Below are 12,329 nucleotides of genomic sequence, written 5' to 3'. Positions count from 1 at the left end.
CATGCATCACCAGGGGCTGACAGCAGCTTATAAATAGAGATTTGAAAATGGAGAGGAATGGTCTGCATGAAAAAGAGAAGCCTTAAGCGGCAAACCGTTTTAACCGTGATACTGGCGCTGGCGCTGATTGTCGTAGCTGCCTGCGGCAATACCAATGAGCCTGCTGCAGCAACAAGTGAGCCGGCAGACGCCGCTAATGGTTCGTCAGCGACGGATAAGCCGGCGGCAGAGCCGCTCCAGAAAGTAAAAATCCAGCTAAAATGGGTGCCGCAGGCTCAGTTTGCCGGTATTTTCGTTGCGAAGGAAAAAGGCTTTTACGAAGAGGAGGGCTTGGATGTCGAGATTATCCCCGGAGGGCCGGATGTCGTGATTGAGCAGCAGGTCGTAAACGGAGCGGCGGATATCGGGGTGACCAGCTTCGACAGCTTGCTTGTGAACCGCGATAATGGGCTGCCGCTGGTGTCGATAGCACAGGTGCTGCAGAAGAGCTCCTACCGCTTCGTTGCGAGTAAGGAATCCGGCATCGACGAGCCGGCGAAGATGAAGGGCAAGAAGGTCGGGATGTGGACAGGCAGCCAGCAATTCCAGGTGCTTGCATTCATGGAGAAAAACGGACTTGATCCGAAAAAAGATGTTGAGCTGGTGAAGCAAGGCTTTACGATGGATCAATTTTTCAACAAGCAGCTGGATGTTGCCGTCTCCACGATTTATAACGAATATCATGTCGTGCTTGAGAGCGGCGTGAAGGAAGAGGATTTGTATGTCTATGATTTCGAGGATGCCGGCGTCGGGATGCTGGAGGATACACTCATCGTGAAGGACGAATGGCTGAAGAGCAACCGCGAGCTTGCCGTGAAAGCGATCAGGGCGACCATGAAGGGCTGGAATTATGCGATTGCAAATCAAGCGGAATCGGTTGATATCGTGATGAGCGCCGTTACGGAGGGAAGCACGACGAAGGAGCATCAGACGACGATGCTGATGGAAATGGCGAAGCTCGTGAAGCCGGAGGGCTTCACGGAGGCGCAGGTAGGTGCGTTTGTTGACGAGGCTGTGCAGCGGACCGTTGAAATCGCGCTTAAATACGAGCTGATTAAGAAGGAACCGGATCTGGCTGCGGCGGTCGACAAAACAATTTTGGAAGATGCGGCGAAGTAGCCGCATACGCTAGTCTATAACGATCGCGGATGGTGACATTCGCGGTCTGTTCTACTATAGAAGCGGCAGCCGCGAAGGAGGAGAAGCAGTCTATGGGCGTGGAGGAGACAGCAATGGGTGCGGAAGAGAAGGAAGCGCTGCTCGAGAAGGATCGCCAATATGTATGGCATCATATTTCTCCCCACAATGAAAATCCGATGGTTATTGTATCGGGAGAAGGCAGTTGGATTACGGATATCGACGGTAACCGTTATTTGGACGGGATGTCCGGCTTGTGGTGCGTGAACGTGGGGCATGGGCGCGCGGAGATCGCCGATGCGGCTGCCGAACAGATGAAGAAACTTGCATACTCCACGCTCGTTCAATCCCATGTTCCCGCTATTCTGCTTGCAGCCAAGCTGAATGAATGGCTGGAGGGAGAGTACCGGATTTTTTTCTCCAACTCGGGCTCGGACGCCAATGAGGTGGCGTTCAAAATTGGACGTCAATATCATCACCAGCGAGGGAAACCCGCCAAGCATAAGTTTATCTCTAGACATCGCGCGTATCACGGCAATTCTATGGGCGCGCTAGGGGCAACAGGGCAAGCGCAGCGCAAGCTGAAGTACGAGCCGCTCGGAGTCGGCTTTACCCATGTGCCGCCTCCCTATTGCTATCGCTGCCCTTTTGGCCAAACCAAGGGTTCCTGCGAGACGCAGTGCGCGCAAGCCTTCGAGGATGCGATTGTGTGGGAAGGGCCGGATTCCGTCGCCGGCATTATCGTCGAGCCGGTCATTACAGGAGGCGGGATGATCGTGCCGCCCGATGATTATTTGGCAAAGCTGCGTAAGATTTGCGACAAGCATGATGTGCTGCTTATCGTGGATGAGGTTATTTGCGGTTTTGGCCGTTCGGGAGAGAAATTCGGACATCAGAACTACGGGGTTCGGCCGGATATCGTAACGATGGCCAAAGGGCTGACCAGCGCGTATTCCCCCTTATCAGCTACGGCTATATCGGCTGAAATGTATGAGAGCTTCAAGGAAAGCGGCCCGGAGAGCCATTTCCGGCATGTAAACACGTTTGGCGGCAACCCGGTCTCTTGCGCGGTGGCGCTGAAGAACATTGAAATATTGGAGCGGGAAAATTTAGTCGGCCGCTCTGCACTTATAGGCAGGGAACTGTTGAGCCGGATAAAAACGCTGAAGGCGCATCCGCATGTCGGTGAAATCCGTGTTTTTGGTTCGGCGATCGGCATTGAGCTGGTGGAGGATAAGCTTACGAAAGAGCCTGCTTCTGCTGCGAGAGTGGCGGTAATCTTGGCGGGCTGCAAGCAAAAGGGGCTTTTAATCGGCAAAAATGGCGACACGGTGCCGGGCTTTATGAATATTTTGACGCTTAGCCCGCCCTTATCGGCGACGGATGATGAGATTGTATTTATCGCCGATACGCTGCTTCAGGTTTTTGAAGGCTGAGAGCGGAGAGGAGGAGGAGGCGCAATGGAGGCGAAAGGGAAAACAGGCATTAATCCCCAAAGGCTGCACGGGCGTATTTTGGAATTGGCGCAAATCGGCAAAATTGCCGATACGGGCGTATGCCGTCTGGCTTTGTCGCAGGAAGACCGGGCAGGCGTAGAGCTGGTTCGGGGCTGGATGACCGAAGCCGGCCTGACGGCGCGGATCGATCCGTTCGGCAATTTGATCGGGGTGCTGGAAGGAGCGGATCAGGCGGCTCCCGTTCTGATGCTTGGATCGCATATTGATTCGCAGCCCTATGGCGGCCGATATGACGGCGTTATAGGCGTACTTGGCGCCATCGAGGCGGTTCAGTCCATGATCGAATCAGGCTTTCGGCCATCGAGAAATATCGAGGTAGTCGCGTTTTGCGATGAAGAGGGCTGCCGGTTCAATAAAGGGCTGTTCGGCGTCAGGGGCATGACGGGGAAGCTGGAGGAGGGCGAGCTGGAGCGGGCGGATAAAAATGGCATGACGCGCAGGGAAGCATTGCTTGCGTTCGGATGCGATCCCGGCTTGTTCGCCGGTTATGAGTTTCAGGAAGGGAGAATCGGTGCTTTCCTGGAGCTGCATATCGAGCAGGGTCCCGTGCTGGAATCGCTAGGTGAGCCGATCGGTATCGTGAGCGGCATCTCCGGCCCGGTCTGGTGGACGGTCGAAATGACCGGATTCGCGGGGCATGCAGGGTCAGTGCCGATGGCGATGCGCCAGGACGCGCTGGTGGGGTGCGCTAAGGTCATTGTGGGTCTGAATGCGTTAGCATGCCGGGAGCCCGGAGCCCCGACGGTTGGAACCGTCGGCTCATTGACCGTATTTCCGGATTCGAGGAACATCATTCCCGAGAAGGTGAGCTTTACGGTTGATTTTCGCGACATGGATCTGGCGCGCAGGAACGCGCTGGAGAAAGAGCTGCTTGCCCTCATCGAGGAGACTTGCTTGGAGCATGGCTTGACCTATACGATCCGTGAGGATACCAAAAGCGATCCGCGCTATTGCGCGCCGGAGCTGCGAGCGCTTATGCGGGAAGAGGCCGCGGAGATGGGGCTCGCTCCGCCGGAGCTGATGAGCGGTCCCTTCCATGACGCCTTAACGATGTCGTATGTGTGCGATTACGGCATGATTTTCGTTCGCTGCAAGGAAGGCATCAGCCACAATCCGAAAGAATATTCAGCGCCGGAGGATATCGAGCTGGGCGTGGATCTTCTCTACCGGACGGCACTTAAATTAACGGAATAGATAAGGAGGCTGGGGGATGACCGTCGTAAAGATTGGACTCATTCAAGCGTCGAATGATCTGCATGGGGATGAGCCGGTTGAAGCCCATAGGCGCTCGGCGATCGAGAAGCATGTCGGGCTCGTTCGCGAGGCAGCCGCCAAAGGAGCACAGATCATCTCCCTGCAGGAAATATTTTATGGGCCATACTTTTGCTCGGAGCAGCAGACGAAATGGTATGCCGCCGCGGAGGAAATACCGAACGGGCCGACAACGAGGCTGTTTCAAGACCTCGCGGGAGAGCTTGGCGTCGTCATCGTGCTTCCCATTTATGAGCGGGAAGGAATCGGAACCTACTATAACACGGCAGCCGTTATCGATGCAGACGGTACATACCTGGGCAAATACCGCAAGCATCATATTCCGCAAGTAGCGGCTGGCGGGGGGTCCTGCGGCTTTTGGGAGAAATATTATTTCAAGCCGGGCAATCTGGGTTATCCCGTCTTCGATACGGCTTTCGCCAAGGTCGGCGTATACATTTGCTACGACCGCCACTTTCCGGAGGGCGCGAGAGCGCTCGGGTTAAACGGTGCCGAAATTGTCTTTAACCCTTCGGCTACGGTTGCGGGCACATCGGAGTACTTATGGAAGCTCGAGCAGCCGGCGCATGCGGTGGCGAACGGCTATTATGTCGCAGCCATCAACCGGGTGGGAGTGGAAGCCCCATGGAATATGGGCGAATTTTACGGCCAATCCTATCTGGTTGATCCGCGGGGCTCCATTGTGGCAATCGGCAGCAGGGACAAGGACGAGGTCATTATCGGAGAAATGAATAAGGAGCTTATACGCGAGGTTAGGGACGTATGGCAATTTTACCGGGATCGCAGACCGGAAACCTACGAAAAAATCGTGAGTCTATAAGGAGGAAAGGGCATGGGCATGACGGTCAATGCGGCGTTTATTCCCGTCGATTCGCTCAGGCGGAACTTTGCCGAGGTGAAGGCGGGAATGCGGCCGAAGGAAGCGATTGAGGAATCTAACCGCTGTTTGTATTGCTATGATGCACCTTGTATAAAGGCGTGCCCGACAGGCATAAATATCCCGTCTTTCATTAAAAAAATCGCTTCCGGCAACATGAAAGGATCGGCGCGCGCCATTATGGACGCAAATCCGGTTGGCGCTACCTGCGCGCGGGTTTGCCCGACGGAGGAGCTTTGCGAGGGCGCATGCGTGCTTAACCATTCCTCAAAGCCGATCATGATCGGACAGCTTCAGCGCTATGCGACGGATTGGGCCATTAAAAATGAACAGAATTTGTTCACGGCCGGTCCAAGCAACGGTAAGTCGGCGGCGATCATCGGAGGCGGCCCTGCCGGGCTGTCGGCGGCGCGCGAGCTTGCCCGGTTCGGCTTTGCGGTCACCTTATATGAAGCGAAGGAGCAGGCAGGCGGCCTGGACACGTATGGCATCGTTTCGTTCCGGTTGCCGCAGCGCATTTCGCTCTGGGAGGTCGAGCAGGTGCAGAAGCTAGGCGTTGAAATTCGGACGGGCACGAAGGTCGGCATTGATGTCGGCGTAGATGATTTATTGGAGCAATATGACGTTATCGTTCTCGCAATCGGCATGTCCAAGGTACCTAGTCTCGGCATAGAGGGCGAGCAATTAAAAGGCGTGTATGACGCAATTGATTTTGTGGAATCAACCAAAACCGAGATTACGGAAGATTTTATCGGCAAAAGGGTCGCTGTAATCGGAGCAGGAAATACGGCGGTGGATGCTGCGACCTGTTCGGTTAGATTAGGAGCGTCCAACGTGAAGATGGTTTACCGGCGGACGAAAGAAGAGATGACCGCTTACGATTTCGAATTCGAGTTCGCCAAGCAGGACGGCGTGGAGTTTGAGTGGCTGAGTGCTCCGAGCCGGATTATCGGGGATGCGGATGGAAACGTCAAAGCGCTCGAATGCCAAGCGATGAGGCTTGAAGCCGATGAAGCAGGCGGCAGGGCAAAGCCTATTCCGATAGAAGGCTCCGCCTATCTGCTGGAGGTGGACGCCGTCATCAAGGCCATTGGGCAGACGCGGCATTTGCCGCTGATCGAACAGCTTGGCTTGGAGCATAAGCGGGGGATCGTGATGGTCAATACGGAGACGTATCAAACCTCCAACCCCCGTATATATGCGGCAGGAGACGTGGTTTTTGGCGGGGGGCAAGGGGAGGCCATGGTGGTATCCGCGGCGCAGCAAGGGAAGCTGGCGGCATTCTCCATTTACAATACAATCGGAGCGAGGAGGGAATTGCATGGCTGATCTTAGAATCCAATTGGCAGGCATTTCTTCGCCGAATCCCTTTTGGCTCGCTTCGGCGCCGCCGACGAATACGGGTTACCAGGTACAGCGCGCATTCGAAGCGGGCTGGGGCGGCGCGGTGTGGAAAACGCTGGGCGATCCGATTATTAATACCTCCTCCCGTTTTGCGGCCGTTCATTTTAACGGCCAGCGCGTGGCTGGTTTCAATAATATCGAGCTGATTACGGATCGGCCGCTGGAAGTTAACCTAAAGGAAATTTACGAAACGAAAAAAAGGTTCCCGGGTCATGCGGTTGTCGTATCGTTGATGGTAGAACCGAAGCGTGAGAAATGGCATGAAATTGTAAAAAGGGTCGAGGCGATCGGCGTAGACGGGCTGGAGCTGAACTTCGGCTGCCCGCATGGCATGGCCGAGCGGGGAATGGGCGCCGCTTCCGGGCAGCAGCCGGATTTGGTTGAAATGCAGACGATGTGGGTCAAAGAGGTGGCAAGAACGCCGGTTATCGTTAAGCTTACGCCCAACATTACGGACATTACGGCGACTGCCAAAGCGGCCGTGCGGGGCGGAGCGGATGCGATTTCGCTGATCAATACGATAAACTCGCTGGCAGGGGTAGACATCGATACATGGAATACGATTCCGCATGTGGGCGGCAAGGGGGCGCATGGCGGCTATTGCGGCCCGGCCGTAAAGCCGATTGCACTCAATATGGTTGCGGAATGCGCTCGAAATCCGTTAGTCGGCGTTCCGATTTCGGGAATCGGAGGCATTTCGAACTGGCGGGATGCGGTCGAGTTTATGCTCATGGGCTCGACAGGCGTACAGGTGTGTACGGCAGCGATGCACCACGGCTTCAGTATTGTGGAGGATATGATCGACGGATTGAACAATTATTTGGACGATAAGGGTCTCCAATCCGTAAATGAGCTGATTGGCAAATCGGTCGCGCGATATTCGGATTGGGGCGATCTTGATCTGAATTACGCAGTCGTCGCTAGAATCGAGCAGGATACGTGCATCGTATGCAATAAATGCCATATTGCCTGCGAGGATACCTCGCATCAGTGCATCGAACGGCATACGGACGAAAACGGCGCTGCATACCTCAAAGTGCGCGAGGAGGATTGCGTGGGCTGCAACCTTTGTTCGATCGTCTGTCCGGTGGAAGGGGCGATTTCAATGATTGAAATCCCGGCTACCGAGATGCCCCTGAGCTGGAATCAGCGGCAAGCGGCTATTGCTGCAGTAGGGAAAGGGAAGGAATCAGAGGGCGGCGATAAAAAGGAGGCGGTGTAGGTGACTACGAAGCTCATTAAGAATGGGACGATTGTAACGGCATCGGATACGTATACGGCCGATCTGCTGATCAAGGATGGCATAATCGCTCGGATCGGCAAAGATTTGGAGGCAGAAGCCGATGAAATCATCGATGCGGCAGGCAAATATGTGTTTCCGGGCGGCGTTGACCCGCATACCCATCTCGAAATGCCCTTTGGCGGAACGGTGACGGCCGATGATTTTGCTACCGGAACAACCGCCGCTGCCTTCGGAGGCACGACAACCATTGTGGATTTCTGCTTATCGGCGAAAGGAAAACCGCTCAGCGATTCAATTGCCGCTTGGCATAAGAAAGCCGATGGAAAAGCGGTGATCGATTACGGCTTTCATCTGATGATCGGGGAAATCAATGACGAGGTGCTGGCTGAGCTTCCGTCAATCGTCAGGGAAGAAGGCATCACCTCTTTAAAGGTGTTTATGGCCTACAAAAACGTATTTCAAGCCGATGACGGCACTTTATTTCGGACGATGCTCGCAGCAAAAGAGCTAGGCGCGATGGTGATGGTACATGCCGAGAATGGCGACGTCATTGATTTTCTCATCCAGAAGGCGCTTGAGGAAGGCCATACGGAACCGATTTATCATGCCCTTACGAGACCGTCCGTTCTTGAAGGGGAAGCTACGGGGCGGGCAGCAAAGCTTGCCGCGCTTGCCGGCGCAAGGCTGTACGTCGTTCACGTGACATGCGCGGAAGCCGTGCAGCAAATCGCGGAAGCACGTCTTCAGGGCGTAGATGTGTGGGGAGAAACCTGTCCGCAATATTTGGTGCTTGACCAGTCCTGCCTGGAGATGCCGGATTTTGAAGGGGCGAAATATGTATGGTCGCCGCCGCTTCGCGAGAGCTTCCATCAGGAGGTGTTGTGGAATGCGCTGAAGAGCGGCCAGCTGCAAACGCTGGGATCGGATCACTGCTCCTTTAATTTTGACGGGCAGAAGGATTTGGGCCTCAGCGATTTCAGTAAAATCCCGAATGGCGGTCCTATTATCGAAGACCGGTTCTCGCTGCTCTATTCGGAGGGCGTAATGAAAAGGCGTATTACGCTTAATCAATTTGTCGACATCGCGGCAACGCGCAGCGCGAAGCTGTTCGGTCTTTTTCCGCAGAAGGGGACGATCGCGATCGGGAGCGATGCGGATATCGTGATTTTTGATCCTTTGGCGCAGCGGACGCTGTCGGCTGCATCGCATCATATGAACGTGGACTATAATCCGTTTGAAGGGCTGACGGTTACCGGATTGCCGGAGAGCGTGCTCTCGCGCGGCGAGTTCGTCGTGCGGGAACGTCAATTCGTTGGTGCACTCGGAGCAGGCCGGTACTTGAAACGGGCGCCTTACACACCGCTGAATTCAGCGGGATCCACAGCTATAGCCGACCCGCTGGAAAAGGTAAAGCAGTAACGCAGGGGAGGGACAGCCATGTCCGCTTATAAGCAATATGCCGAAGAAAAAAGCAAGATTGATTCCTATATTAAGCAGCAGTATGTCATTACCGGAGTACGCGAAGGCTTAAGCGGCGATTGGCTGGAGCTTAAGCATCCCGGTGGAGATGAAGCAAAGCTGCTTGTAGAGACGGCGGATGCCCGGAAATATTTTGCCAATCTGCTGCTCAAGCAGTCTCTCGCGCCTTAACGGATCGGGCCATGCATATATTGGTAAGCGCGAAGCGCGAGCTCGATGGTTAACCTTTTTTCCGGCTCCATAAAATCCTTCCCAAGCAGCGCAGCGAGCTTATCCAGCCTGTGATAGAGCGTCTGCCTGGCGATAAAGAGCGCTTTGGCCGTCTCCTGCTTGGAGCCTGAAAGCTGCAAATAGACGTTTAAAGTAAGCAGCAGATGTCCGCCCTTTTCCAGATCGCTGTTGACCACCGGGCCGATATATTCATCCATTAATGCCGGAAGGGCATCTGCCTTTTTGAGCGTATAAATAATTTTGTGAAGATGCAAATCATGGTAGAAGGGGGAAGGAAGCGGGCCGATGTCCTTTTGAATCGCGATCGTTTCCTTGGCTGTCTCGTAGCTTTCCTGCACATTCGTTAATTGGGTGATATAGCTGCCGATGCCGATATGCGAAGAGAAAAAAGCCGGCTCCTGATGCAGCTCTGTCTTCTGCAGACGGCTTATGGACCGCAGCAAGCGCTCCTGATATTGAACGGCGCCGAGCTGGTCGAGGGCGATGAATACAATGTGGCCATGGAGCACTAACGGCAGAAGCAGGAATCCTTCCCCTTCGAAAATAGCGCGGGCAACCATATTCTTCTGAATGATAAGGCTGCCGTCATCCTTGTCGGTTAATGCTTTGTAAGCTTCTCCGATGTCGAAGAGGCACACGGCCGCGCCGGTTAGCTTGGCCGCAGGCTTTAAGGCGCGGATATAGTCCCGGATCTCATTCGCCGAATGCTTGCCGCTGAGCCAATCCACCGACCAAAGATCCTCTTTGTGCCGTCGCCGTTCCTCCATGTATTTGGTCCGCATCATTTCCTGGGCAATGGCTGTTGCGGCGCGGTCTAAGGCTAATATTTGAAATTCGCTAAGCTCCTGCTTGCCTTGCAGCAGCAAATCGGCAAACAGATGGTCGAGAGCTAAAATCGGTCGATGGGCGATCATTCGCTTCTGCTGGGGGTCCGCAAACATTTTGCCGTAAATCCACTGCTCGTAGAAGCGGTCAGCCTTGGCTTTTGGCATAGGCGGTATGAAATGGGCTTCGGCGCCTAAAGGGAAGAAGGCGACTTGAGCGCCGGTCATTTGATGAAGCAGCCTCAGGAGAGACATCAAGCCTTTACCGGAGAGTAGAAGCTGGTTAAGCTCAGTCGACAGCGACTCCAGCTCGGAAACCATGCGGTGGTGCTGGTGGATGAAGTGGGCATGAAGATCCTGCGTGATATCAATGTAGCGGACTTCTTCGTGGAAAAAAATAAGAGGGAAATTTTCGCGCAGCGCAAGCTCTTTCATTTTGTCAAACGGCTGCTTGGCGTAAAGACCCAGCTCAATGCATAGGCCCGAGGCTCCGCTGTCGATCAGCTGCCGGAGGAAAGACAGGCTCAGCGCTTCGTCATCATGCCAGCCTATGCCCGTGCTCAAAATGAGCTCATGGCCGTTTAATAGATGTCCGACTTGGGTTACTTCCATGATATGAACCCATTTTACGGTGCGGTTCAGCGCTTCCTCGCTGGCAATGGCCTCCGCTTTCTGAAATAAGGGACGCTCCAAAATCTCTCTAACCGTTAGCTGCAGCACCGTTTTTACCATAGGCAGTCACCGTCCATACTGGTTTTGAAACGCTTTTTACTGATTATACAAGATGTCCAAATGTCATGTGCGGAAAATTTGAGGAAGAGGGAGCTGAGGGGATGGCCATCGAACCAAACGCAAGGCAGGAAACGCTTAAATTACGCAATTTCATCAACGGCGTATGGGTGGATTCGACGAGCGTGCTAGTAGAAAAAGTGTTAAATCCAGCGACAGGCGAAGTGCTGGCCCATGTTCCGCTGTCGGCTGCGGCGGATGCTGCGGCGGCCGTGCTTGCTGCCGAGCAGGCTTTCCCGGCATGGAGCAAAACCCCCGTTCCGCGCAGGGCAAGGGTGCTGTTCCGTTACTGGCAGCTGCTGCAGGAGCATGCGGAGGAGCTTGCTGAGATCATCACTGCCGAGAACGGAAAAAGCTTCAAGGAAGCATTCGGCGAAGTGCAGCGGGGCATCGAGAACGTGGAATTTGCTGCCGGGGCTCCCACGCATATGATGGGCGCGACGTTAGCTAATATCGCGACCGATCTGGATTCGGAGCTCTTCCGTGTACCGATTGGCGTAGTTAGCGGCATCACGCCGTTTAATTTTCCGATGATGGTGCCCTGCTGGATGTTCCCGCTTGCTATCGCATTGGGTAATACCTTCGTGCTAAAGCCGTCGGAGAGAACGCCGCTTACGGCGAATCGGCTTGCGCAGCTCCTTCAGGAGGCCGGCCTGCCGGACGGCGTTCTCAATGTCGTTCATGGCGCTCACGACGTCGTGAATTCGTTGACGGGCAGTCCGGGAGTGAAAGCCGTATCCTTTGTCGGCTCGCAGCCGGTCGCCAAATATGTATATGAACGTGCATCTTCTTACGGAAAAAGAGTCCAAGCGCTCGCCGGCGCCAAGAACGTCCATATCGTTATGCCCGATGCCCAGGCGGAGAAAACGGTGGAGAACATAATAGCCTCTTCTTTCGGAAGCGCAGGCGAGCGCTGCATGGCCTGCTCGGCCGTCGTTGCGGTCGGCGATTCCGGCGGCTTTATGAAGGCGCTCCAGGCTGCGGCGAAAGCGATGGTTATCGGCTCGGGTATGCGGGACGAGGTCACGCTGACACCGGTGATCCGGGAGGAGCACCGCGCTCGGATCGAGACGTATATTGAGCGGGGATCCGCTGAAGGCGCGGAGCTGCTGCTTGACGGCAGGCTGGCAGCCGAGCGCGGCGGAAACGGTTATTTTCTAGGCCCAACGATCTTTGACCTTGTGAAACCGGATATGGCGATTGCGAGGGAAGAAATTTTCGGGCCCGTATTGTCCGTATTGCGCGCCGCCGATCTGGATGAAGCGCTGGCGATCGTCAACAGCTCCAGATTCGGGAACTCGGCGGTTATTTATACCGAGAACGCGAAGGCGGTGCGCCAGTTCCGAGAGGAGGCGGAGGCCGGCATGCTTGGCGTTAACGTTGGCGTACCCGCGCCCATGGCATTTTTTCCTTTTTCGGGATGGAAGGATTCCTTCTACGGAGATTTGCATGCGAACGGCAAGGACGGCGTGGAGTTTTATACGAAGAAAAAAATGATTACGTCCAGATACTTCTAA

At 54.7% G+C, this 12,329-nt stretch carries 10 protein-coding genes; 9 read left to right on the top strand and 1 reads right to left on the bottom strand.

Going from position 1 to position 12,329, the window contains the following annotated elements:
* Nucleotides 1-66 precede the first annotated feature (66 nt).
* From ACN6MW_RS04245 to ACN6MW_RS04210, 8 genes are all read left to right on the top strand, one after another.
* Nucleotides 67-1,158, top strand: a complete 1,092-nt coding sequence (locus ACN6MW_RS04245; RefSeq protein ID WP_419874371.1) for an ABC transporter substrate-binding protein — start codon at nt 67-69, stop codon at nt 1,156-1,158.
* Nucleotides 1,159-1,250: 92 nt separating this feature from the next.
* Nucleotides 1,251-2,612, top strand: coding sequence for an aspartate aminotransferase family protein (locus ACN6MW_RS04240; protein WP_419874370.1), 1,362 nt, complete (start codon nt 1,251-1,253; stop codon nt 2,610-2,612).
* Nucleotides 2,613-2,636: 24 nt separating this feature from the next.
* Nucleotides 2,637-3,887: a M20 family metallo-hydrolase gene (locus tag ACN6MW_RS04235; protein WP_419874369.1), complete on the top strand. Its 1,251-nt coding sequence runs from the start codon at nt 2,637-2,639 to the stop codon at nt 3,885-3,887.
* Between the two features lie 16 nt (nt 3,888-3,903).
* Nucleotides 3,904-4,785 (top strand): nitrilase-related carbon-nitrogen hydrolase, encoded by an 882-nt coding sequence (locus ACN6MW_RS04230; protein WP_419874368.1) that lies wholly within the window; start codon nt 3,904-3,906, stop codon nt 4,783-4,785.
* 12 nt (nt 4,786-4,797) lie between these two features.
* On the top strand, nt 4,798-6,171 hold the full coding sequence (locus tag ACN6MW_RS04225) for an NAD(P)-dependent oxidoreductase (RefSeq protein WP_419874367.1): 1,374 nt from the start codon (nt 4,798-4,800) through the stop codon (nt 6,169-6,171).
* A complete protein-coding gene (gene preA / locus ACN6MW_RS04220; RefSeq protein ID WP_419874366.1) occupies nt 6,164-7,468 on the top strand; it encodes an NAD-dependent dihydropyrimidine dehydrogenase subunit PreA in 1,305 nt (434 codons plus the stop codon). The genes ACN6MW_RS04225 and preA overlap by 8 nt, the downstream gene beginning before the upstream one ends.
* Complete coding sequence (gene hydA / locus ACN6MW_RS04215; protein WP_419874365.1) at nt 7,469-8,908, top strand: dihydropyrimidinase; 1,440 nt, start codon at nt 7,469-7,471, stop codon at nt 8,906-8,908.
* A gap of 18 nt (nt 8,909-8,926) precedes the next feature.
* Nucleotides 8,927-9,139 (top strand): hypothetical protein, encoded by a 213-nt coding sequence (locus ACN6MW_RS04210; protein WP_419874364.1) that lies wholly within the window; start codon nt 8,927-8,929, stop codon nt 9,137-9,139.
* Here the strand turns inward: ACN6MW_RS04210 and ACN6MW_RS04205 are convergent.
* Nucleotides 9,136-10,755, bottom strand: a complete 1,620-nt coding sequence (locus ACN6MW_RS04205; RefSeq protein WP_419874363.1) for a PucR family transcriptional regulator — start codon at nt 10,753-10,755, stop codon at nt 9,136-9,138. The two genes, ACN6MW_RS04210 and ACN6MW_RS04205, sit on opposite strands and share 4 nt — an antisense overlap.
* Nucleotides 10,756-10,856: 101 nt before the next feature.
* Here ACN6MW_RS04205 and ACN6MW_RS04200 point away from each other — a divergent pair, with 101 nt between their 5' ends.
* Entirely contained in the window at nt 10,857-12,329 is a 1,473-nt protein-coding gene (locus ACN6MW_RS04200) for a CoA-acylating methylmalonate-semialdehyde dehydrogenase (protein WP_419874362.1), read from the top strand.

The sequence above is a fragment of the Pristimantibacillus sp. PTI5 genome (genome assembly GCF_048572955.1).
In the GTDB taxonomy this organism is placed as follows: domain Bacteria; phylum Bacillota; class Bacilli; order Paenibacillales; family Paenibacillaceae; genus Pristimantibacillus.
The sequence above is the reverse complement of the archived record's forward strand: the minus strand, read 5'-3'. Positions and strand labels throughout refer to the sequence as shown.

Coding starts and splice junctions, on each gene's coding strand:
- ACN6MW_RS04245 (WP_419874371.1), top strand. CDS start 67: ATGAAAAAGAGAAGCCTTAAGCGGCAAACCGTTTTAACCGTGATACTG.
- ACN6MW_RS04210 (WP_419874364.1), top strand. CDS start 8,927: ATGTCCGCTTATAAGCAATATGCCGAAGAAAAAAGCAAGATTGATTCC.
- ACN6MW_RS04205 (WP_419874363.1), bottom strand. CDS start 10,755: ATGGTAAAAACGGTGCTGCAGCTAACGGTTAGAGAGATTTTGGAGCGT.
- preA (WP_419874366.1), top strand. CDS start 6,164: ATGGCTGATCTTAGAATCCAATTGGCAGGCATTTCTTCGCCGAATCCC.
- ACN6MW_RS04235 (WP_419874369.1), top strand. CDS start 2,637: ATGGAGGCGAAAGGGAAAACAGGCATTAATCCCCAAAGGCTGCACGGG.
- ACN6MW_RS04200 (WP_419874362.1), top strand. CDS start 10,857: ATGGCCATCGAACCAAACGCAAGGCAGGAAACGCTTAAATTACGCAAT.
- ACN6MW_RS04230 (WP_419874368.1), top strand. CDS start 3,904: ATGACCGTCGTAAAGATTGGACTCATTCAAGCGTCGAATGATCTGCAT.
- ACN6MW_RS04240 (WP_419874370.1), top strand. CDS start 1,251: ATGGGCGTGGAGGAGACAGCAATGGGTGCGGAAGAGAAGGAAGCGCTG.
- ACN6MW_RS04225 (WP_419874367.1), top strand. CDS start 4,798: ATGGGCATGACGGTCAATGCGGCGTTTATTCCCGTCGATTCGCTCAGG.